This window comes from uncultured Veillonella sp., assembly GCF_938010505.1.
Lineage (GTDB): Bacteria > Bacillota > Negativicutes > Veillonellales > Veillonellaceae > Veillonella.
On record NZ_CALLVP010000111.1, the window covers coordinates 1 to 24,585 of the forward strand.

The 24,585-nt window shown below is 39.7% G+C and carries 18 protein-coding genes and 2 tRNA genes; 1 reads left to right on the top strand and 19 read right to left on the bottom strand.

What is annotated here, in order from left to right; all coding sequences use genetic code 11:
* Positions 1 to 58: 58 nt before the first annotated feature.
* From Q0507_RS06705 to recQ, 17 genes are all read right to left on the bottom strand, one after another.
* Positions 59 to 133 (bottom strand) — tRNA-Gln (locus tag Q0507_RS06705).
* A 24-nt stretch (positions 134 to 157) separates the two neighbouring features.
* Positions 158 to 233, bottom strand: a tRNA-His gene (locus Q0507_RS06710).
* Between the two features lie 218 nt (positions 234 to 451).
* Positions 452 to 1,291 (bottom strand): polyamine aminopropyltransferase, encoded by an 840-nt coding sequence (speE, locus tag Q0507_RS06715; RefSeq protein WP_298714196.1) that lies wholly within the window; start codon positions 1,289 to 1,291, stop codon positions 452 to 454.
* Positions 1,292 to 1,374: 83 nt separating this feature from the next.
* Positions 1,375 to 2,004 carry a hypothetical protein gene (locus Q0507_RS06720; RefSeq protein WP_298714199.1) on the bottom strand — a complete coding sequence of 210 codons (630 nt, stop codon included), beginning with the start codon at positions 2,002 to 2,004 and terminating at the stop codon, positions 1,375 to 1,377.
* A 4-nt stretch (positions 2,005 to 2,008) separates the two neighbouring features.
* Complete coding sequence (locus Q0507_RS06725) at positions 2,009 to 2,443, bottom strand: peptidylprolyl isomerase (protein ID WP_298714202.1); 435 nt, start codon at positions 2,441 to 2,443, stop codon at positions 2,009 to 2,011.
* Positions 2,440 to 3,147 carry a tRNA threonylcarbamoyladenosine dehydratase gene (locus tag Q0507_RS06730; protein ID WP_298714205.1) on the bottom strand — a complete coding sequence of 236 codons (708 nt, stop codon included), beginning with the start codon at positions 3,145 to 3,147 and terminating at the stop codon, positions 2,440 to 2,442. The genes Q0507_RS06725 and Q0507_RS06730 overlap by 4 nt, the downstream gene beginning before the upstream one ends.
* The gene (locus tag Q0507_RS06735; protein ID WP_298714206.1) at positions 3,147 to 3,521 is read right to left on the bottom strand and encodes a VOC family protein; all 375 of its coding nucleotides are present in this window, start codon (positions 3,519 to 3,521) and stop codon (positions 3,147 to 3,149) included. The genes Q0507_RS06730 and Q0507_RS06735 overlap by 1 nt, the downstream gene beginning before the upstream one ends.
* Positions 3,522 to 3,613: 92 nt before the next feature.
* On the bottom strand, positions 3,614 to 6,697 hold the full coding sequence (locus Q0507_RS06740; RefSeq protein ID WP_298714209.1) for an SMC family ATPase: 3,084 nt from the start codon (positions 6,695 to 6,697) through the stop codon (positions 3,614 to 3,616).
* Entirely contained in the window at positions 6,698 to 8,059 is a 1,362-nt protein-coding gene (locus Q0507_RS06745; protein WP_298714212.1) for an exonuclease SbcCD subunit D, read from the bottom strand.
* 217 nt (positions 8,060 to 8,276) lie between these two features.
* Positions 8,277 to 9,113: a deoxyribonuclease IV gene (locus tag Q0507_RS06750; protein WP_298714214.1), complete on the bottom strand. Its 837-nt coding sequence runs from the start codon at positions 9,111 to 9,113 to the stop codon at positions 8,277 to 8,279.
* A gap of 200 nt (positions 9,114 to 9,313) precedes the next feature.
* A complete protein-coding gene (locus Q0507_RS06755; protein WP_004695325.1) occupies positions 9,314 to 9,733 on the bottom strand; it encodes a Fur family transcriptional regulator in 420 nt (139 codons plus the stop codon).
* Positions 9,734 to 9,903: 170 nt separating this feature from the next.
* The gene (locus Q0507_RS06760) at positions 9,904 to 11,451 is read right to left on the bottom strand and encodes a DEAD/DEAH box helicase (protein ID WP_298714217.1); all 1,548 of its coding nucleotides are present in this window, start codon (positions 11,449 to 11,451) and stop codon (positions 9,904 to 9,906) included.
* Between the two features lie 680 nt (positions 11,452 to 12,131).
* Positions 12,132 to 13,616 carry an aldehyde dehydrogenase family protein gene (locus tag Q0507_RS06765; RefSeq protein WP_298714221.1) on the bottom strand — a complete coding sequence of 495 codons (1,485 nt, stop codon included), beginning with the start codon at positions 13,614 to 13,616 and terminating at the stop codon, positions 12,132 to 12,134.
* A gap of 261 nt (positions 13,617 to 13,877) precedes the next feature.
* Entirely contained in the window at positions 13,878 to 16,190 is a 2,313-nt protein-coding gene (locus tag Q0507_RS06770; protein ID WP_298714225.1) for a Tex family protein, read from the bottom strand.
* Positions 16,187 to 16,681, bottom strand: coding sequence for a dihydrofolate reductase (locus tag Q0507_RS06775; RefSeq protein WP_298714228.1), 495 nt, complete (start codon positions 16,679 to 16,681; stop codon positions 16,187 to 16,189). The genes Q0507_RS06770 and Q0507_RS06775 overlap by 4 nt, the downstream gene beginning before the upstream one ends.
* Before the next feature lie 131 nt (positions 16,682 to 16,812).
* Positions 16,813 to 17,604 carry a thymidylate synthase gene (locus Q0507_RS06780; RefSeq protein ID WP_298714231.1) on the bottom strand — a complete coding sequence of 264 codons (792 nt, stop codon included), beginning with the start codon at positions 17,602 to 17,604 and terminating at the stop codon, positions 16,813 to 16,815.
* 126 nt (positions 17,605 to 17,730) lie between these two features.
* Positions 17,731 to 19,599, bottom strand: a complete 1,869-nt coding sequence (gene recQ / locus Q0507_RS06785; RefSeq protein ID WP_298714234.1) for a DNA helicase RecQ — start codon at positions 19,597 to 19,599, stop codon at positions 17,731 to 17,733.
* A gap of 315 nt (positions 19,600 to 19,914) precedes the next feature.
* On the opposite strand from recQ, the gene putP reads away from it, so the two are divergent.
* Positions 19,915 to 21,402: a sodium/proline symporter PutP gene (putP, locus tag Q0507_RS06790; protein ID WP_298714237.1), complete on the top strand. Its 1,488-nt coding sequence runs from the start codon at positions 19,915 to 19,917 to the stop codon at positions 21,400 to 21,402.
* 46 nt (positions 21,403 to 21,448) lie between these two features.
* Here putP and Q0507_RS06795 read toward each other — a convergent pair whose 3' ends face one another.
* Together Q0507_RS06795 and Q0507_RS06800 are read right to left on the bottom strand one after the other, a co-directional pair.
* Positions 21,449 to 22,477, bottom strand: a complete 1,029-nt coding sequence (locus tag Q0507_RS06795) for a YafY family protein (protein ID WP_298714240.1) — start codon at positions 22,475 to 22,477, stop codon at positions 21,449 to 21,451.
* Between the two features lie 372 nt (positions 22,478 to 22,849).
* The gene (locus Q0507_RS06800) at positions 22,850 to 24,460 is read right to left on the bottom strand and encodes a methyltransferase regulatory domain-containing protein (RefSeq protein ID WP_298714243.1); all 1,611 of its coding nucleotides are present in this window, start codon (positions 24,458 to 24,460) and stop codon (positions 22,850 to 22,852) included.
* Positions 24,461 to 24,585 lie beyond the last annotated feature (125 nt).

Sequence of the window (24,585 nt, forward strand, 5' to 3'; positions counted from 1 at the left end):
ACGCGGGACACCCTGATTAAAAGTCAGGTGCTCTGCCAACTGAGCTAGTGAGTCATGTTGGCAGGGGTGGCTGGGATCGAACCAGCGCATAACGGAGTCAAAGTCCGTTGCCTTACCACTTGGCGACACCCCTACAGTGATTACGATGTGTAGGTTATGGGGTGAGTAGTGGGGATCGAACCCACGCGTAACGGAGCCACAATCCGCCGTGTTAACCGCTTCACCATACCCACCACCTTGTAGGTATCGAAGACATTGTCTTCGTAACAAAGAGAATTATATCTTTTCTAGAGATTTGTGTCAACACCTTTTTCTCAATTTCATTAATTTTTACAAACGAAACTTTTAATTGTGTCATCTCTAATATAAGCCCTTTAATCCTCATATAAATAAGGAAGCACTATCAAAAACTTTCATTTCACAAACAGCGCTTCCCCATTATACATATTATTTACTTACTTGGCAAATAATTTTTTACAAAATTTGGCAATGCAAAAGCAGCTTTTTGAATGTCTGCATTATAGTACTTAGTTTCAAAGTTTTGTTCACGATTTGAAGTCCATGTTAATGGATCAAATGTTTTGGAACCCAATGTGAAACAATGCATCCCTGCAGGATAGATTGGAATGAAAGCAGTATATAAGCGAGCAATTGGAAAATGACTATTGACGTAACCAAACACTTTTTCCACTAATGGTTGATGTAACATCGGAGACTCTGTTTGTTGTACAAACAAACCATCAGCTTTCAAAGCTTTTAATGTATTCTTATAGAATTCTTCTGTAAATAAACCTTCACCAGGACCGATCGGATCAGAACAGTCTACAATAATAACATCATAATAATCTTCCGCCTCAGCCATAAAGCCAATACCATCACCGATTTTTACAGTCAATTTAGGATGGTTTTCTATCATAGCCTTAGCGATAGTTGGTAAGTATTGTTTTGCTAGCTCCACAACTTTACCATCAATTTCAACCATCGTTACTTCTTTTACGCAGTCATGACGTACGCATTCTCTAGCTACGCCACCATCACCACCACCGATAATCAAGACGCGCTCAGGATTAGGATGTAAGAACAAAGGGATATGGCTCATCATTTCATGATAGATAAACTCTTCACGCTCAGATGTTTGGAATACGCCATCTAAAGCGAGCATCATACCATACTCTTTTGATTTAAAAACTTCAATTTTTTGAAACTCAGATTCCCCAGAGTAAAGCACTTCTTCCGCTTCAGCGCTTAGACGCAAATGAGGTGTTTGTTCCTCAGTAACCCATTGACTCATGTAGTACCTCCTACTATTTATACTACAATACGCACCGCAAATCACTGCGATGCGTATGTATATTACTTTAATTGCTCTGTTACTTACTCTTTACGGCTAATGTAACAGAAGCCACCACCTAAAATGGTATCTTTCATCCAATTCACTAAAGAGAAATCGCGAATTTCACCTTCATCAAAGATGCCACAGCGAATATCATCACCGTCCTTAAACATCTTGTGAATCGGAACCCAATGCCATGTATAGAGAGCCTTTTCTTTTCCTTTATGACGATTCAAAAATGCCACAGGCACATCTTGTGCCAAGGCATCATGAATAAATTGAGCTGCAGCCTCCACCTCTACGCGAGATGCGCAGAAAGGGGATACATTCAACATATGTACATCATAAGGCAAGCCTTCGTCCTCTAGTAAGCGAACAAGGCCGCGTTCCATCCATTGAGTTTTATAAACACCACCACCAAAGCGTGGTTTTACGTATTTCCAAACTAAGTTCATCCGTTCTAATGCTAGAGTATGATTGGATGTAGTATCTAGATCTAATAAGCCATCCCTAAATTTTGAATAGCCCAATACTTGTGATGCCGTTGTAGGCCCACAACCAGACAAGCGTTGCCACTCGTCAGCGAACCACTCTTGGTCGTAACCATGTGATGTTTCACCATTTACATCGATATATAACCATTCCGGATGTTTAATAGATACATCATTCATGAGATTAACCTTCGATTACTTCAACAGTTTCCATGATAGCACCTTGGTGGATACCATCAACTACGTCCATACCTTCGATTACTTTACCAAATACTGTATGCACACCATCTAAATGAGGTTGTGGTTCGTATACGATAAAGAATTGACTGCCCCCAGTATTAGGCCCACGGTGAGCCATAGACAAGGCACCACGCTCATGTTTATGAGGATTGCCAACTAGTTCGTCTTTAATTGTATAGCCAGGGCCGCCTGTACCATTACCATTAGGGCAGCCACCTTGTGCTACGAAACCAGGGATTACACGGTGGAAACGAAGACCATTGTAAAAGCCTTTATTAATTAAGTCTACAAAGTTTTGCACTGTTCCAGGTGCTTCTTTTTCGAATAATTCAATTACGATATCGCCGCCGTCAGCCATATGAATTTTTGCTTGTTTCATTGTTCAGGTACCTCCAAAATTGTACGCAACACATGTGCTGCTAATATAAAACCGGCCACTGAGGGCACAAAACTACATGTCCCAGGACTTGTCGCTTCGCCGCGGAACTGTGGCTTTGTCGGTTTTTCTGTAGAAAATAAAACTAATTGTTTTTTAATACCCCGTTTTTTAAGTTCCCTACGCATAACGCGTGCCAAAGGACATGTATGAGACTTATTGATATCAGCAATCATAAACTTTTCTGGGTAAAAGCGATTACCACCGCCCATACAAGAAATAACAGGGATGCTTTCACGTTGACAAATCTCAATGAGATTAAGTTTAGCCGTTACCATATCAATAGCATCGATTACATAATCAACATTCAAGCTTTGAATAAATCCAGGGTAATGTTCCTCAGTATACATAATATCATGAGTTTCTATCACCACATCAGGATTAATGGAAAGAGCTCGCGCCTTTGCTACCTCTACCTTACGTGCTCCAATCGAATCATGAGTCGTAATCATTTGACGGTTCAAATTGCTAGACGCTATGGAATCACCATCGATAATGACGATGCGCCCCACACCAGCTCGCACTAACGCCTCAAGGGCACCACCACCTACGCCACCGACACCAAAGAGCGCGATAGACGTGTCCTTTAATGTTTGGATTTTATTAGAACCAACCAACCACTCTAAACGGGTTAACATATATTCCATTAATATTTACCTGACGGAATGATTTCAGTCCAATATCCATCTGGATCTGCAATGAAATAAATACCCATATCAGCATTTTCGTAAGCTACAACGCCCATCTCTTTATGTTTCTTAAGAGCTGCTTCATAGTCATCTACGTAAAACGCTAAATGGAATTCATTGTCGCCTAAATTATAAGGACGATCCCAATCGTGCAACCATGTAAGTTCTAATTCATGTGCTGTATAAGGACTTTTTAAATACACGAGAGTGAAAGCACCGCTTGGGTCTTCCAAACGACGAGACTCCTCGAGCAATAATGCTTCTTTATAGAAGGCTAGACTTTTATCAAGATCTTTAACATTTATATTGTTATGCGCGAACGAAAACTTCATAGAACCTCCTTCGTAAATACAGGATGTTTTTGTAGGAATTCTCCTCTTTTAATAGTAACACATTTAGCAAATCTATATCTAGTTAATGATATCTAGTTAATGACAAATTTTGCCGTACTACCGTCATCTCCTCGAATAACTTCTAAATGAGCAGGTATACGCGATTTTAACTCAGGCACATGGGAAATCATACCGATAAGGCGCCCAGAAGATTGCAATTGTACCAATGTTTCCATAGCTAGTTCCAATGTATCTGGGTCGAGTGTGCCGAAGCCTTCATCGATGAACATCGTATCCATATGGATACCACCAGCATAACTCTGAATAACATCCGCTAATCCCAAGGCAAGCGCCATAGAGGCCAGAAATGTTTCGCCACCCGATAAGGTATTTGCAGGTCTAGATTGCCCCGTGAAAGCATCCATAACTGCCAAATCAAGGCCTTGCTTGCCACGACCACCACCTGTATAGTCAGATCTTTCCAAGGAATATCTGTTGCGACTCATCTTCTGAAGTCGTAAATTGGCTGCATATACGACCTCATCTAAGATAGCCCCCAATACATAACGCTCAAAGGTAACATTTTTAAAGCCTTGCTCCCCTCCATTAGCGAGATCATTTAATCGACTTAAGAACTTCACCTTTTCCCGAGCCTCGCCCATAGCAGCTTCAAGTGCTTCTAATGAGATGAGCGTAGTTTCGATATGCTTTGTTTCTTTATCCCATGCCACTAGATTACCTACTAGCGTATCTCGATGTTCTACTGCTGTAGTATAGATTTCATCAGAAACAGTATCACTTGGCTTAACCACAGTTTCTGATGCCTTTAACGCCGCATCATATACAGCTTGTGCTTTATTAAAGTCTTCATCCAAAGCATGCAGCTGTGTTCTATAGTTTTCTATCTCTTTAATATCACGTAAAGCCTCTACAAAATCATCCTCTGCTAAAGAAATGGCTTGTAATGACTTTGTATAGTTCTTATACATCAAATTGAGATTTTTTGTTTCTTCTTTTACTTGAGAGGACAAAGTTTCTAAGCGTCCGCGTTTGGCATTCAACTGTTCTCGAGCAGCATCTAAATTAGTTTTACCAACTTTCACCTGCTCATCGTAGGCCGTAATATCACTATCCAATGACTCTAGCTGTTTTTGCCATGCAACTATATCCGTGGTTGGTAAGGTTTTAGATAGAGCATCAATATTAGCTTGTACTGAGCTAATACGAATCTCTAGGTCGTGTAGATTTTTAAGTAATTCATTATGGGCAATCTCTAAAGTTGCTAGCTTATCTCGAGCTACTTTTAAATTATGCTCCTTGTCAGCTATAGTTTTACTTAACAATTCAGACTTACCACGTAAAGCAGTGAGTTGCTCCATTTTAGCCAACAAATCTTGTTGAACAGATGCAAAGTTTTTCTCAGAAAAATCATCCATAGATAACTTTAGCGTAGAAACTTGCGCGTCTACTTGCTTAGTTAACTCACCAAGACGAGTAAGTAAGGTTTTCTGTTGTCCCACTTCGCTAGCTTGCTTTTGCAGTGCTACGTCACGAGCTGTACGAGCCTTTTCAATTTCATCCTTAGTTGGATAAATCTCTGGCTTCGCCGCTAACTGTGGATGATCTGTAGAGCCACAGACCGGACAAGGCTCATTATCTACAACTAAATGAACTAGCTCAAAGGCGCGCCCTTCTTGCATTAGATGCTCTAATCGTTCAAGATGTACCTTTGCAACCTGCACTGTTTCATCTAAAGACGCTAACATTTTGCTTTTATCATCGATTTCTTTTTGTACCTTACTAATTTCTTCTAGTAATTCAGAATATCTATGCAAATCATTTAGTTGTTCTTGAATAATAGGAGTATCTTCTAAGAATTTATTATTATCTTGTAACTGTTTACGCAAAGCTTCTAAATCAGCTTCTAACGTTTTTACAAGCTCCCGTTGTTTTACTAATGCATCTTCGCTTTTTTTACTGTCTAATTCTTCTAAACTACTATGTAATGTGGAGAATTCCTTTTTCAATACATCTAACTCATCAAACTTCTCCGCTTGTTGTTGAAATTGAGCTAAGGTAGTTCTCTTAGCTTGTATACTTTCAGCTTGACCTTCTAAACCACTGTAAACCTCTAAACATTTAGCCTCATGTTGAGTTGCCAGTTTCACACGTTCTTCTGCATCTGAAAGAGCCTGTTCTAAAGTTTTTAATACAGCCTGTTTCTCAATATATTGTTTATAGAATTCATGCGTTGGTGCCAAAGAGTTGAGGAACTGAACCTTTTCGCTTAGGTTTACGCGCTCAGTTTCCCTTGTTTTCACCAAGTCAAGTTTCGAAGTAGCCTCAGTAAGAGATTGTTGAGCCTGATTATATAAAGACCATTGACTTCGAAGCACATTAAACTGTTCTACCGCGGTTACTGCCTCATCTCGTTCTATAGCAAGAGCGTCTCGATGTGAGCCCCGATTTGCTAGTAACTCACGCACATGCTCAATGGTTACCATTGGAGTTGCTCCATCATGAGGGATGGACTGTATGAAGGCAGTTTGCTTTGTTAGCTTTTCTTCAATACCTGCCTTTGCTTCATCATAGGCAGTCTTGAGTGCTTCTTGTAATTTCCGATATAGTTCCGTTCTAAAGAGTGTATGCAGTAATTCCTCACGTTCACTCGTAGAGGCAACTAGCAACTTTCGGAATTCCCCTTGAGGTAATAACACAACTTGTAAGAACTGATCCTTGCGAAAGCCTATAATTTGCTGAATGGTATCGCGAATAGCGGCAGCCGAGGTAGCAATAACCTTCCACTCACCATCTTTCTTTTCATATACAGTAGCGCTAGCATTCTGCTCACGCATCCCTGTACCGCGTTTCTTTGCTACCATCTGTTTCGGTAACCGTTCAACACGATATTGTGCATCGCCAATAGCAAAGGAAAAATCAACACGAGTCATGCGATGAGGTTCTGCAAAGTCACTGCGAATAGCATCTGTTTTACGTACTTCCCCACTCGGCTCACCATACAAGGCATACACCATGGCATCTAAGATTGATGTTTTCCCTGCCCCTGTAGGACCAGCGATGAGAAACATGGAATGGTCTTGGAGCTCGTTAAAGTCCAATGTGACCGAATCACGATACGGACCAAAGGCTTCTATAGTTAATGATATAGGCTTCATTTAGTCCTCCTTAAGAATTCGTTCCCATACAGAGTTGATATATTGCTGTTCTTGCTCTGTTAAAGGTTCCTTCCACACAGTTTCAGCAAAATGATTAAATAATTGACGCTCATTTAATTCTTTAAAAACCGCATCGCCCATCTCTGCTATTGGTCCTGCCACGCGACCAACTAGATTAATGGTCATACAACGATGATAAACCTGGCGCAATTTAGCCATTCCATCCATAATCGGCATCGTATCAAGTAAACGAGCTTGCACATAGTCATCCCTATGTTTAGCCTGTAATACTTTATCATTTAACAGGTCTTCAAAATATCCTTCCAAAATGACTACATCTCGCTTCGCCTCTACAGGAATCATGCTAATATCTACGCTCCCCTTTGTATCCAAATCAATGATGGTGAAAGATTTCTTCTGTGTATGTTCATCAAAGGAGTATTTTAATGGAGAGCCACTATAGCGAATATAATCAGCACCCATTCGTTGAGGTCCATGTAAATGTCCCAAGGCAGTATAGTGAAAGTCTTTAAAGACTTGAGGATTTACCTGTTCACTGCCACCTACAGACAAGGTACGCTCTGAGCCCCCTACTTCACCACCCATAACAAAAGCATGGCTAATGGCGATACTGCGCATCCCCTTAGGCACTTGTTTATACAAGTAGTCGCTCCAAGCCTGATACATTTGGTCATAATTGTGCAGATTCAAAGCGCTTTCGCAATTTTGTTCATAACACGGTGTTACTATGTCAGCAATTTCAATATTGGTAGTTTCTGTATTAGTAGAATCTACATCAGCAAATAAAGAGCCTTCTATAACATCTTGAAATGACTTCTTTGATTTAGACCATTTTGACTTTGCTTTAGTCTTAGTTTCTACACTCTCCAGATTTTGAACAGTTGCTGAAGCAGTATTAGCAGAACTTAAGCCCAAAGCCTCCCCTATGCGCCGAGGTTCACTAAAAGGCATTGGACAAATTGCCACCGTGCCATCTGTCCCTTCAAATTCAAAAGGTTTTAAAGCGTAATGAGGAGAGCCCCAAATATGAATACCCGATTGTCCCAACATGGAGCGCCCCACTTCAAGACGTTCCGCCCCATCGTGATTACCGCTCACCACAAAAAGAGGCACTTTGTAGTCCATAGCGAGACGAGTAATTATGGAGTCCCACAGTTCGATAGCTTCAATAGGTGGCACCGCTCTATCAAAAATATCCCCTGCGAGCAATATGCCATCGATATTTTCATCTTTCAAAATAGTAAAAAACTGATGTTCCAACACATGAGCTTGGTCTTCTGTTAAGTACTGGCCATAAAAAATACGCCCTAAATGCCAATCGGCAGTATGTAAAAAACGCATTTCGTCCCCCCTTTCCAGTTCTTCCTACACCTTACACAATGTATGTATTCAAATGCAAAAACAAACGCTCAGTCCCATAACTTTATGGGACTTCAATAACGTTATATAGCTTTTATAACTTTAATAGCTTTAATAATTTTATATGTTTTCAATAACAAGTATAGCATCAAGTATTCTACATATTTATTATATAACTAAATTAACATCTGTGATTTAATTATTTATTCTCTACGATAGAGCGCAACATAGCAATTTCTTTTGCGTATCCGTCTAATTCATTTGGCGTTTCCAAGTAGAATGGCAGGTTCGTCAATTTAGGATGTGTTACAATGCGGGCTATCGCATCTATTCCAATATGTCCTTCCCCAATTTTTTCATGACGATCTTTATGGGCACCTATAGGATTTTTAGAGTCATTTAAATGAATGGCTTTCAAGCGATCAAGACCTACAATTCGATCAAATTCGTCAATAACGCCATCAAGATTGTTTACGATATCATAACCACCTTCGTGAATGTGGCAAGTATCAACGCACACACCCATGTACTCTTTTAGCTTTACACCATCGATAATGCGCGCAATCTCTTCAAAACGGGAACCAATTTCTGTACCTTTACCAGCCATTACTTCCAAGAGGACTGTTGTCTTCATACCTGGAAATAAGATTTCATTCAAGCACTCTACAATGTATTCAATACCTTGATCTACACCTTGCTTCACATGGCTACCTGGGTGAAAGTTATACATTTGACCTGGCAAATACTCCATACGCTCTAAATCTTCCATCATAGACTGCTTCGCAAAAGCGCGTAAATCCTCTTTGGCTGCACATGGGTTATAGGTATACGGTGCATGTGCTAACAAGGTGCCAAAGTTGTGCTCTTTCATATATGCACTAAGATTATTCATATCCTCAACATCGAGAGCTCGCATGCCCCCTCCACGAGGGTTACGCGTAAAGTATTGGAAGGTATTGCCCCCAATTTTAGTAGCTTCCTTGCCCATATGTAAATAACCTTTGCTAATTGATAAGTGACTGCCTATTACAAACATAATACTCCTTTATATATGATTATACGATTTCTACAATTTTATAATTAGAAAATGCTTAAATCTAATATCTATTGTATTATGCTTATATCTATTTATAGCTATTCTATAACACTAATAGATATAAGATATAAGATACAAGATATACAATAACTAATATAACCCCTGCCGTGAAGGAGCCCTTCAACAACAGGGGTTATCTATTAATGACTTTCTTTTTTTGCGCACTCAGGGCAAACACCTTCGAAGGTAATATGTTGACCTGTGATTTGATATTCGCTACCTTGATCAGCAATCGTTTTGATAGCTTTCAAATCAATGCCCATCATATCCTCTACCTTATTGCAACGAATGCAACGGATATGGGAATGAGCTTGTGTATCCCAATCGTAATGAGCGCGCTCATCACCAACTTCTAAAATTTTAACAAGACCGATTTTTTCAAAAATCTCCATCGTCTTGTACACTGTAGCCAAGCTCATGCTTGGATGTTCTGGGCGCAACGTATGATACAACATTTCTGCCGTTGGATGATCATGATGACCACGCAATGCATCATAAATCGCAATACGTTGTGGGGTTACTTTAAACCCCTGGCTACGCAAAATTTGTGCGATATCCATAATAATCTACCTTTCTCCACTTGGAAATCTATTAGGCATAGGCCATTATCGGCCGTTTACAAGAAATAATTATTATTTATTATACCAAAATTCTCAATACTTATCAAGATAAATAGTATTAGCTATTAAGTAATAAAAGATGTGGATTGCCAAAAGCAATCCACATCTTATTAGTCTTTAAAGTAAGGCTTGAAACCTTCACCTTGATGACGAATTTTTTTCTCACCACGTGGACGATCAGATTTACGATCATCTCTGCGGCGGTCACCTTTACGGTCGTTGCGACGATCACTTCTACGATCATCTCGACTGCGACGTGGGCGGTCTTCACGACGACGGTCACCATCACGGCGACGACGATCACCACGACCACTGTCACGACGACGGCGTACGCGCAATGGTTTTTCTTCTGTAATAATTACAGGTGTAGTATCTGGCTCTTTTGTTAACAATTTAAGAGCTGCTGCCAACAATGTTACGGAATCTGTATCATTCAACAATTCCTCAGCACTTGTTTTAAATGGCGCTAACGCTTCTAAATTATCTGTCATTTCAACGAGGCTTTCAATTGCCAAACGTTGTTGACCTTCGAGAACTTCGCCTAAGGAAGGTGCACGACGGCGTGCGATTTTACGTTTCGTTAAACGCTCGATAGCATGTAAATGCTCCATTTCACGAGGAATAACGAACGTGAAAGCTTGACCAGCTTTACCAGCACGGCCTGTACGACCTACGCGGTGTGTGTAGCTTTCAGGATCTTGAGGCATATCATAGTTATATACGTGAGATACGCCAGAAATATCAAGACCACGAGCTGCCACATCAGTAGCCACGAGAATATCGATGGTACCTTCGCGGAATTGACGAATTACACTGTCCCGTTTTTGTTGAGACAAATCGCCATGAATGCCTTCCGCCATGTAACCACGTTTCTTAAGACCTTCTGTTACTTCATCAACACGGCGTTTCGTACGTGTGAAGATAATAGCAAGTTCAGGTGTTTGGATATCAAACAAACGGCAAAGAACATCAAATTTTTGACGGTCTTGCACTTCGATATAATATTGTTCAATCAAGTCCATTGTAACTTGAGTCGGTTTCATGCGAATCAATGTTGGCTCTGTCAAATATGTTTCAGCTAATTGTTGGATAGCTTTAGGCATAGTTGCGGAGAACAACAAAGTTTGATGGTCTTCTGGGATAGCCCCTAAAATTTTATTGATATCATCAACAAAGCCCATATTTAACATTTCGTCGGCTTCGTCCAATACCACGACTTTCACATGATCAAAATGGATAGAACCACGATCCATATGGTCCATCAATCGGCCTGGAGTAGCAACGATGATTTGAGGGTTCTTTTTCAAGGCACGGAACTGACGATTAATATCTTGACCACCATAAATAGGTAGTGCCGTGATATTCGTGTACTGAGCCATTTTGTTAAGCTCTTCAGCTACTTGAATAGCTAATTCTCGTGTAGGGGATAAAATAACTACTTGAACGTGACGCTCATTCCCGTCTACGCGTTCCAATACAGGCAAGCCAAATGCTGCTGTCTTACCAGTACCTGTTTGAGCTTGACCGATCATGTCCTTACCGCTCATGGCTACTGGGATAGCTTCCTGTTGAATTGGCGTAGGCTCTTCAAAGCCCATATCGTTTAACGCTCTTAGAACAGGTTCGCTAATCATTAATTGTTCAAATTTTTCTAACATCTAAATGTGTTTCCTCCTATCGCGCACGAACTATGCGCATTTAGATAGTATATCATATTTTGAAAGTGAGCGCTATAAGAGTTATTTTGAATCTAAATTAAATCTGTTTTCTTCTCGTCCAAAAACGTTCCATTAAAACGATTCCACCTGATACACATAGCAAAACAATATAGGATAAATTAATAGGAGTATACAAGCATTCAACAAGAACAACCCATATAATTAATAGTAATTTAGAAATCCATTTCGTTCTTATTTTATCAACGATCATAAATATAGATAAATTGATAATTATTTTAATAATTATCGCAGCAATAATAACTATTGAGGTAAATTCTTCTCTATAATCTGTCAGTTCATATAAGGGATATAATAAATAACTCAACAGGACGCTAAGTATTATTAAGAACCAAATATTTAGTCCCTTTAAAAGTTTAGATTTACTATAGTAAAATACTCCAACCAAAAGAAAAAGTAAAACACTAAGTGATATTCCTATAATTAATAGATAATCTAAATGAATCATGGTTTATATTGTCCTCTCATAACAATACATTTTCGTATGGCTACAATTATAGCATATCGTATACTTTTACATATAATAGACTATTATTCAGTACAAAAAAAGCACCTCATTCGAGATGCCTCTTTGTTATGGTTTATTGGAGAATTGTATATGATTAATCTAAATCGTAGAAACCAGATGGTTTATCGCTCAAGTTTACGATGATATTTTTCATTTGAGTGTAGTGCTCAAGGATAACTTTGTGAGTCTCACGACCAATACCGGATTGTTTGTAGCCACCAAACGGAGCGCCTGCAGGGATGGAGTTATATGTATTTACCCACATACGACCTGTTTCAATACCGCGAGCTACGCGGATAGCACGGTTGATGTTTTGAGTGAATACGCCACCGCCAAGACCGTATAAGCTGTCATTTGCTTGTTCGATAACTTCTTCTTCGCTGTGGAATTTGATAACAACAGCCACAGGACCGAAGATTTCTTCGCGAGCTACGCGCATATCATTTGTAGCATCTGCGATAAGTGTAGGTCTTATGAAGCAACCTTTGCCAAGTTCGCCATCAGTAACACGCACACCACCAGCTACAACACGAGCACCTTCTTCTTTTGCAAGGTCTACATAGCTAAGTACTTTATTAACTTGATCTTCGTAGATTAAGGAACCAAGTTGAGTAGATGGATCCCAAGGCAAACCAACTTTCACCTTATCAAATAGTGCAGCTAGTTCAGCTACGAATTTATCGTAAATTGTATCTTGTACGAAGATACGGGAACCTGCACAGCATACTTGACCTTGGTTGAAGAGGATGCCGAGCATTGCCCCATCAAGAGCTTGTTTCCAGTTCACATCTTCAAAGAAGATATTCGCAGATTTACCACCTAATTCCAATGTCGCTGGAATCAAGCGTTCAGATGCTGCTTTATATACATCTAGACCTACCTCTGTAGAGCCTGTGAAAGCAAGTTTGCTAAAACCTGGATGATCAAGGATATATTGGCCAGATTTAGAGCCTTTACCAGTGATGATGTTTACAACACCTGGTGGCAAGATTTCTTTCAAAATATCGCCTAATACTAAAAGACTAAGAGATGTATGGCTAGAAGGTTTGATAACAACTGTACAACCTGCTGCAAGAGCTGGTGCCAATTTCCAAGCTGCCATTAGGAATGGGAAGTTCCAAGGCACAACTTGACCTACAACGCCAATTGGTTCGCGAACGATAAGGCTCAATGTATTTTCATCAAATACTTGTGCAGAACCTTCTTCGGAGCGAAGCACGCCTGCAAAGTAACGGAAATGGTCCGCTCCAAGTGGAATATCCACGTTCAATGTTTCACGGATAGGTTTACCATTGTCGTATGTTTCAACTTGTGCCAAATGTTCTTTATGCGCATCGATAGCATCCGCAATTTTTAACAAATAATCAGCACGTTCTACTTGAGATACATGTTTCCATGTTTTGAAAGCTTCTGTTGCAGCCTCTACAGCTTTATCAACATCACTATTGGTAGCCTCTGCACAGATAGCAAGTTGTTCGCCATTAGCAGGGTTATATACTTTAAATTCAGCACCGTCAGATGCCTTTACCCATTCATTATTAATTAAAAGTCCATATCTTTCTTTAAGGTTCAAGCTCATTGCATTACCTCCTCTTTAGGAATATGATTTAGGAATTTCCCCTCTATGGTTTCATCATACTCCCTATATCTAAATTTTTCAATCATATATATTATTTTCGATATATCTGTTCTGCATTAATATGCATAGTTTTTAGCTATATAGAAAAACTGCACCCTCTAAAACCATAGAGGGTGCGGTTTTTCGTATAATGACTTTTAGTCAAGAATGACTTTCATTTAAAATCTATTAATATAGATTAACTAGCCTTCTAAAAAATTATCAGTTTCGACGATCCCCATTATTACGAAAGCCATTATTGCGATTATCATTTTGACGTCCACCATTATTACGGTTATTATTTCGGTTACCATTATTTCGACGCTGACCATTGTTATTTCTATTACAGTTATTATCGTTATTTTTCGGCTTTTCCGGTTGCAATGCTTTTACAGACAAACCGATACGATTACGTTTTACGTCAACAGAAATAATTTGTGCTTCAATGATATCTCCTACAGCAAGCACATCGGATGGATGTTGACGACTATTGCATAATTCACTGCGATGCAACAAACCATTTGTTTTTAGACCAAAATCTACAAAGGCTCCGAAATCAACTACGTTATGAACAGTACCTTTTACAACGGTACCTACCTTGATATCTTCAAGGCTCACTACGTGTTTTCTAGTCAATGGAGCCGGTAAATCTTCACGAGGGTCACGGCCTGGTTTAGCAAGAGCTCCAAGGATATCGCGCACTGTCGGTACACCCGCATCAAGCTTGGCAGCCATTTTATTGGCATCTACAAGAGGTAATTTTACTTGCAATGCTTCTAATTGAGATTTATCTTGTAAGTCTTTTAAGGTAAAGCCTAACTCACCAATGATGCGCTCTGCCAATTCATAAGACTCTGGATGGACAGATGTATTATCTAACGGATTTTTACCGTGTTGTAAGCGCAAGAAACCAGCACATTGTGTAAAGGCTGCAGGGCCTAAACGAGGCACTTTTAGCAATTCCTTACGGCTTTTAAACACACCATTCTCTTGACGGTATGCAACAATATTTTTAGCCACAGCACTAGAAATGCCTGCAACATGTTGCAAGATAGCTGGAGATGCAGTATTTAGCTCTACCCCAACGTGGTTTACTACAGTTTCGACTACTTGGTCTAAGGTATGTGTCAATTGTTTTTGATTTACATCATGTTGGTATTGACCTACGCCGATAGATTTAGGATCGATTTTAACAGATTCAGCCAATGGATCTTGTACACGGCGTGCAATCGATACAGCACCGCGAATGGTAACGTCTAAATCTGGTAACTCATCGATAGCCAATTTAGATGCTGAGTACACAGATGCGCCCGCTTCATTAGTAATGATATAGTGGCAATCTAATTTTTCCTCTTCAATCATAGTAGATACAAATTGCTCTGTTTCGTAGGATGCAGTACCATTACCAATGGACAAGAGCGTCACCTTAAATTTACGAATCTTATCAGTCAATACCTTTTGAGCTTCCTTGCGAAGCTTTTCACTATTTGTTAAGTAGTAAGCACCGTAATCGAGCACATTGCCTTGTTGATCGATGATGGCCATCTTACAACCGGTGCGGTAACCGGGATCAAGGCCCATGATAACATGTCCCGCCAACGGTGGTTGTAACAATAGATTTTTAAGGTTTACACCGAATACCTTGATAGCTTGCTCATCGGCATTTTCCGTCAACTCATTGCGGATTTCACGCTCTAAAGCTGGGAAAATAAGGCGTTTGTACGCATCGGCTACGGCGGCTGCTTTATAGTCTGCAAAGATAGACTTCGGATTTTTCTCTAACTTTTGAACCATATAAGCGACATAGGTGTCACCTGGTACAGTTAGAGCTAGTTTTAAAGCACCTAATTTTTCACCGCGATTTACCGCCAAGATACGATGTGATGGCATTTGACGAACTGGCTCAGCATATTCAGCGTATTGCAAGAATTGTTGTTGTTCTTCCTCTTCACCGCTCAATTCAGCTTGAATAAAGCCTTCATTCCACATCTTCTTACGCAAGTACGCCCGGAAGTCTGCACTATCGCTGACGATTTCCGCTACGATATCAGAAGCACCTTGAATTGCATCCTCTGGCGTAGGAACCTCTTCTGTTATGTATTCTTTTGCGATCTCTAACGAATCACCAGAGATAACTGTATCGTTAAGGATCATTTCCGCTAACGGCTCCAAGCCACGTTCACGGGCAATCATGGCACGCGTACGTTTCTTAGGACGGTACGGTAAATACAAATCCTCTAACTCTTGAAGCTTTGTTGCCGCTTCTAAGGACTTCATCAACTCGTCGGTCATCTTTTCTTGCTCTGTAATAGATGCAATGATTTCTTGGCGACGTGTTTCCAAGTTGCGCAAATATTTAATGCGTTCTTCAATGGTGCGCAATTGCTCATCTTGCAATTCGCCCGTTACCTCCTTACGATACCGTGCAATAAATGGCACCGTATTGCCTTCGTCCAATAATTCTACCGCAGCTTGCACCTGCTTTGGCTTAACATTTAATTCACTGCCGATAAGGGCAAACATTCTTTCACTCATTTAGCTGCCTTTCTGCGATAGGTTACAAAACGATGAGGATATTGATTCTTTTCATCCTCAATACCGTCTACAGCGGATTCGATGGTGAAAGCATCCTCAGAGAACTCAGGGAAAAATGCATCCCCGTCAAATTCATGGTCTACTTCAGTGATATACATAGTATCTACGTAAGGTAGAAAAGCCTCGTATACTTGAGCACCACCAATAACGTAGGCCGCATCAAGAGCACGTGCTGCTTCAACAGCCGCCTCAGGGCTATGGAAAATCTTAACACCTTCCGGTGCATCAAAGCCTTTATCACGAGTAATTACCCAATGCTCACGATTTGGCAACAAGAACGGTAAGCTTTCAAAGGTCTTACGGCCCATGATGATAACATGGCCTGTTGTTTTTTCCTTAAAGAATTTCAAATCATTTGGCAAATGCCAAATCAAGGTATTATCTTTACCAATTACACGATTATGTGCTACGGCTACGATTAATGCTAACATACTGCCCTCTTTCGGTTAATACTATATGGCAACAGTCATAAATTATGCTATTTAGCAATGGCTATGAACACAATACTATATAGCAACAGCCATACATATTATGCTATTTAACAATTGTCATGAATACAATGCTATACAGCAACAGTCATGGATAATTTACCAAGATGCTCATAAGCATCTAAGGTAACGTCCTCTGGTGTAAAATCATAGAAGTCTTTTACCTCAGGATTCACAATAATTTTTGGAGCTGGCAACGCTTGATCACGGCGCGCTAATTGCTCACGCAATGCATCTACGTGATTTTCATAGATGTGGGCATTATTGATGACATGTGTAAATTTACCTGGTTTTAAACCTGTTACTTGAGCAATCATACATTGTAATGCCGCATATTGAGCTGTGTTAAACGGAACGCCAAGCCCCATGTCGCCACTGCGTTGGATGAGCATGCAGTTCAAGTAACCATCCCCTACGTCCCATAAGGTTTCATACGCACATGGTTGCAACGCCATATCATCTAAATCTTCAATATTCCAAAGGGTTACTATCATTCGGCGGCTATCAGGATCTTCTTTAATAGTTTTGATGAGCTTGTCTAATTGCTTATACTTCGCAATTTGGTAGCCGTATGCTTTACCAATAGTACCATCTTCACGCATCCACTCATCCCACACGTGCACATTCATTTCTTGCAATTTGCGTACGTCATTGGACTGCATTTGCCAAATCCAAAGTAATTCTTTTACAGCCGTTTTGAAAGCTACAAATTTTGTAGTCAAAATCGGGAATTCCTCTTGCAAGTTAAATTGCATGATTTGTTGAGGCAATTTGTACGTTGCGATTCCTGTACGGTTTTGACCATAAATACCATGATCTAAAATATTTTCAATAATACCGAGGTATTGTGTATCTGCTAAGCTCATATATCCCCCTAAATCTATTTATAATAAGCCAAATAATACTAACGTATATCTTGCTAATCTTACTAAAACATATAGTACTATCATACTAAAAAATATATGGTACTACCATATATACAGTAAAATTTATCATCCCTTATATTCTGCAATGGCCTGCAAAAAGGTAAGTCCATATTTTTTCAATTTTGCTTCCCCTACGCCTTTAACATTGCCAAACTCACCTAATGTAGTAGGTCGTAAGTTCGCCAAATCAATGAGCACGGTATCAGGGAAGATAAGATATGGTCTAAGGCCCGCTTCTTCAGCCAAACGTTTGCGATGTAGACGTAAATGTTCAAATAAACCACCCGATGTAGGACTGGATTTTCCTCGTGCCACAGAGGCAGCAGACTTACTAGTGCGAGAAGGCACAGACACATGTTGTCTGATTTCTTCTACCTCTTTACGACCTGCTAACACTTCTTCGGCACCAGCCGTTAAGGATAACACAGGATATTTTCCCGTTGAACTGCGCAAGTAGCCAGATGCTACAAACTGCTGAATAAGACCTTTAATAGATTTTTCATCTACATTGCTCAGTAAGCCAAAGACAGGCAATGCATCATGGCCAGCACGCATAATCCGATCCGTTCGCTCACCACGGACGATAGAGGTTATCATTGATGCCCCATATCGCTCATCGGTACCCATGATGGCACGGAAAATAGCTTTTGCTTCTTTCGTAACATTGACCTTATCAGCAGAGCCCTTACAAGAGCTACAATTATCACAAGTAGTCCAAACGGTGCTTTCACCAAAGTAATTAAGCATATATTTACGCAAGCAATTACTACAGAAACAGTAATCAATCATGGACTGTAATTTGCGTAACTCCACATCTTGTCGCTCAGGCGTTTCAATGGACTGTTCAATTAAATACTTATGAACCTGCACATCCTGCCCACTATAAAGCAAGATACATTCAGCAGGTGCTCCATCACGGCCAGCTCGTCCTGCCTCCTGATAATAGGACTCCATATTACGCGGCATTTGATAATGTAGCACATAGCGTACATTGCTTTTATCAATGCCCATACCAAAGGCATTCGTCGCCACCATAACCTGTAATTTATCGTCTGCATAGGCATTCTGCATTTCACGGCGCACCTCGTCGTTGAGTCCTCCGTGGTAATGGCCCGCCTTAATGCCCGCACGAGTTAGATTTTCATAAACCCGATCTACATCCTTGCGCGTTGCACAATAGATAATACCATTTTCATTGGCGTGCTGTCGCACATAATGGACAACGTAATCCATCCGCTTCGGGGTGCGGATGACAGAGAAGGATAAATTAGGCCGATCAAAACCCGTCACGTATACATTAGCCGTATCTAGACCTAATAATTTTTTTATATCATTTTCTACATATTTCGTCGCCGTCGCCGTGAAAGCCCCCACGATAGGTCTCTTTGGTAATGAATTGAGCCACTCTCCAATAAGTCGATAAGACGGTCTAAAATCATGGCCCCACTCAGAGATACAGTGAGCCTCATCTACAATGACTTGAGCAATCGGTAACGCTCGCAGTACATTACAGAAAAAATTAGAGCTCAACCGCTCTGGTGCGATATATAAAAGTTTAATCTTACCACTGCGTACTTCGTACATGGTTTTATTAAACTCAGATTGTGTAAGTGTACTATTGATGAGTGCCGCTGGGATATTCTGTACTAAGAGACCATCCACTTGGTCTTTCATAAGAGAAATAAGCGGAGAAAACACGATAGTCAAGCCCGGCTTACAAAGCGCAGGAATCTGGAAACAGATAGACTTCCCTGCCCCTGTCGGCATGATGCCAATTACATCTTCGTTCCTCAACAATGATGCAATAGGAGCCTCTTGAGCCGGTCTAAAGGAGGTATACCCAAAGTGGGTCTCCAACATGCGCAACGCTTGTTGTTTCGTCACAACTTGATGCGGTTTAGGTACTTCATGCTTAGTGCCTACTTGTTGTTCCATAGGGTCCTCCTTTCACGTTCCAGAAATGTAAATATTAATCTCGATTACTACTGACCAATATTTCGTATACCCAATACGAAATATCGTTTTTTCATTCTTTTATTTTATCATATTTCGTTCAGTATGGGGCTTATTAGTATATGATTTCATAAGTGATGACCTAATGCGTATCTCGAAAGTATATAGTCTAAATTAGTATAAGAATCTCGTATATATCATCAAATTTTACCCTCTAAAGTGCTAATATGTGATACAATAGAAATTATTTATCATACTATAGAATATAACTAGAACCTAAGGAGGTCTTATATAGGCATGACACAAGACAACTTAATGATTATTATCGCCTTTGCCTTATACCTAGGACTCATGATGTATATCGGGGTCTACTACTATCGCAAATCAAACAGCATTGGTGATTACATCCTCGGTGGCCGACAACTAGGACCATGGATTACAGCACTTAGTGCAGAGGCATCAGATATGAGTGGTTGGATGCTCATGGGTGTGCCGGGTCTAGCGTATACTACGGGGATTTCTGGTGTATGGATTGCCGTAGGCCTCACATTAGGTACTTGGGCGAACTGGAAATTCGTATCTAGACGCTTACGTAACCATACGGAGGTAGCCAGTGACAGTTTAACCTTACCGGATTATTTGAAGAATCGTTTCCACGATCAGTCTCATTCGGTAGCTGTCATTTCCGCCTTATTTATCTTGATTTTCTTCTTGATTTATACATCATCAGGCTTCGTGGCAGGGGGCAAATTGTTCAATACCATCTTTGGTCTTGATTACACGGTATCTCTCTTCATCACCGCTGGTATCGTCGTATTCTATACCTTCCTTGGTGGATTCCTCGCCGTATCTTGGACAGACTGTATTCAAGGCGCATTAATGTTCTTTGCCATCTTGGCAGTACCAATTACGGCAGCCATGTATATGGGTGGCCCTATAGAAACATTCCAACTTATTCAACACGAATTTCCTGAAGGCCTTAGCTTGTTTGGTAATCCATCCGATTGGTTTACTTGGGCTATCGCCCTAATCTCTTCTCTTGGTTGGGGCCTTGGCTACTTCGGTCAGCCACACATACTAGTGCGCTTCATGGCTATCTCTGATGCAAAAGAACTAAAAAAATCTACGAACATCGCCATGGTATGGGTTATCTTATCCCTTATGGCAGCTATCGCAGTAGGTCTCATCGGTCATGTATATATGTTACCTGATAAATTGGTGGGCACCAATGCAGAAACAGTATTCCTCATCATGACAGAACGCCTCTTTACTCCATTTGTAGCTGGGCTTATCTGGTCCGCCGTATTGGCAGCTATCATGAGTACCGCTTCTGCACAGTTGTTAGTAACAGCCTCTGCTATTTCTAATGACTTCTATGCTAATATCATCCATCCAAAAGCAAGCGATAAAGAGCTTGTATTAGTAAGTCGTATTGTAGTGCTTTTAGTGGCATTGGTTGCCATCTATATGGCTATGGATCCAGACAGCTATATCTTGACGATGGTAGCCTATGCATGGGCAGGCTTTGGCGCGGCCTTTGGTCCGGCAATCTTGTTCTCCCTATTCTGGAAGCGCATGACGCGTCACGGCTGCATCGCTGGTATTGTTGTAGGTGGTTTAACAGTACTCATTTGGAAGCAATTTGGGTTCCTTGGCCTATACGAAATTGTGCCGGGGTTCATCTTCTCTTCTATCGCAATCTATATTGTGAGCCTCATGGATAAATTACCTCCTCGTCCAGTGCTTAAGGACTATAAAGAAGCAGAAAAAATGCACGTTCTATAAGACAACATAAAAAAGCTAGTTGATTCACCGATCAACTAGCTTTTTTTTATGAGTATTGGCGTAAACCTTCCTCAATTGCTGCTTTCACCTCAGCTACTAAAGAAGCTGGAGAAATAACTTTTACACTTTGCATATATTGGAGTGCCCAATATTTAAAGGCATCATGATTAACGCGTACACGACATACAACATTATCAGATGTTATATTTGTGAACTCCACATTACCATCGAACCAATCTAAAATTTGATTTACGATAGAACGTTTAGCTTTAAAACTAACTGTAATGGATTCACCACCGAACATATAAATATGTTCTTTTACATATTGTGACACATTAAAGGTGCGTTGTTGTTGATATCCCTTTATCTCCCGCAAAGGTTTTCTACGTTCATTTAGCACCGTAATATGTGCAATTCGATCGACACGTAATGTAGACATGTCATCATAATTTTCATGGTTTCCTACTAAGTAATAATGTCCCCGATTCATTACTAGTTGGAATGGGTTAAATACATATTTCCGCTCCTTATTATCTGGACCAAGATTAATATGCAACCGCTTATCCACATCTGGTTGGCAATAAGCCAACGAAATTTTTCTACCCTTTTGTATTGCTTCTTCTATGAGATCAATATTAAGAAATAAATCTTGGCTTCTATGAAGGTACCCTGTAGTACTTTCAATATCAATACCATGAGGCTTAAAATAGGAGCTACCCAATTTTGCAACACGCCCGATTAAATCTTTACGTTGAGATGCAGTAATATGGCGAGATGCCAATATACCATCAATCAATAATCGCAATTCAGAATCTTCAAAGGTATGAATCATATAGAAATCAGTACGTCGAATGGTGCCATCTGCTCCCACAGCAGACTCTTCACATTGAATACTAAAATCTCCAGATTCATATAAATCATTTAAATGACGGCCTAAGGTTTTCCGATCGACGGATACCTCGTACCGTTCGGCTAATATACTGCGAATCTCCTCTTGAGATAACGTATGATTAGCATCTGTTTCGTCTTTCAGGATTTCTAGTATGTATACTAGAACTGCCTTCTTAGATGCCATAAAAGACTCCTTTTACAAATAATACAATTAATACAACTTTATTAACTAATACAATTTATAGAATCATCCACAACACATTGGATGACGTTTACAAAAATACCCATACACATTATACCATACTTTCATGAACGGTTCATTTTTTACTCATTAATTTTATCGATTTACTATACTTTTTTAGCAATATTATATAACTAAAAGTAATAATTATAAAATAAAATTAAATTTAATTATATAAAACAAAACCCGTTAACACTTAGTACATATATATGTTATAAGTGTAACGGGTTTTTATTTTAACTATGAAATCAGCATGAATATAATACAATCTCCTAGCAATACAATCAAATAACGGACTCTATCAATTAGGAAATACTATTTATTTACTTTCTTACTTCTAATAAAGCCTAATTGTTCCATGCGCGTTGTTAATTCATTATAAAAGGCTTCAGCCATAGCATTTTGATGTTTCGCCGGTTGAGATTTATCAGCACTAAAGAGAAAGTCTTTTATCTTTTTAATTAGCGTAGATTTAGCTTTTGGTTTGTTCAACAATTCCATAAATAACAGATCTTCTTCAGAGATATCACCAATAGCATCATTGAACATATTTGCCCCATAAATATATTCACTACCACCATCGGCAATTGCTTTTACAAAGTTTGTAAAGCGGGCTGGCACATAAGATAAGCCCTCCATATATTCTTCTTTTACAGGGAATGTTTTATAGAAGCGAATACCACCACGTACCATATGCTCTACTACAGCTTTATACAAGCTACATACAGCAGGTTCTAATTCATCATCAGATACATTAGCCGCCTCATGAGCCGCTTTCAAAATAGCGAGGGCTTCAATCATATTAAATGTACCTCCGTCTTTGATAAGAGCTTGGAACGTATCTCTTACTAGCTCATTTTCAAACATTTTCAATGCTTCCTCGTCAAAGAGGATTTGGAAAACAAAGCTATTTACAGTAGTACGTACAGGAATTGTATTCACTTCAGCCGGATTTGCTACAGCATAGTTGATATCTTTTGTAGCGCTAGCTTTACAAATAATAGACTTGCGGAATGTTGTATCTAATATAAAATCTAAATATTGCTCTTGGTCAGCTTGACTATTAGGCGCCAGTTGCTCTAGTTTATCTGCAATACTTTCATCATAGGTACGAACCATAGATAGTGTAAGGTCTGCATCGCATACATACGCAAGATCATGCACTTTCAAATGATCATTAAATTGATAGAAATAGCATGGATCATTATGAGGCTCTAGATGGTCATGACCTACATAATAGTCATCCTTTTGCATTACAGAGCGCAATGCACCCAAGAATTTACTATTTCGTTCTTTAAGATTATCATAATTAAGAATCTGAGCACCCACAAGACTGCCTACGGTCTTGCCGCGCAACACCTTTTCCTTATGGGTCAACTTATCTTGGCCACGATTAGCAAACAGCATGAGCTGACGTACCTCTTCCATGGTATGCCAACCTGGGTACGTATTGTAAGACACATACGCAATCCCATTATCTGCCAAATGATTAGAAATAATATTGAGCAGCTTATCCTTCATTTCATCATTTATCCAAGAGTAGAACCCGTGCGCAATAATATAGTCAAAAGTTCCCAAGGATTCGTCAAAATTCAAAATATCTCCTTGTACCAAGGATACATTATCTAATTTTGCATCACAAATAATTTGATTGCCCTTCTCTACTTGGTCTTGTGAAAGTTCAATACCTACAAAGGTCGCCTCTGGATTATGTACTGCTTGGGAGATGATATTACCACCATAAGTAGCACCTAGTTCAAGAACACGAGCAGTCTTTGTGGGTGGAGTATTAAGACCTACAAGAGCGCCATACGCTTCTAAATACGCCGGTGTAGTAAAAGGAAATGGATAGGATTTATAGCCTAACTCTTTATATATCGTTTGTTGCATGTCTTCTGTTGTCATTTGTGTATTATCCTTAGCCATATGAACCTCTATGTCTTACTTTATAAAATATGCATTGCTACTTATCATTATACCAAATTCCCAGTATATTACCTACGTTTAGAGCAGTTATCACCTTAATAATATGATATAAACTAATTTAACAA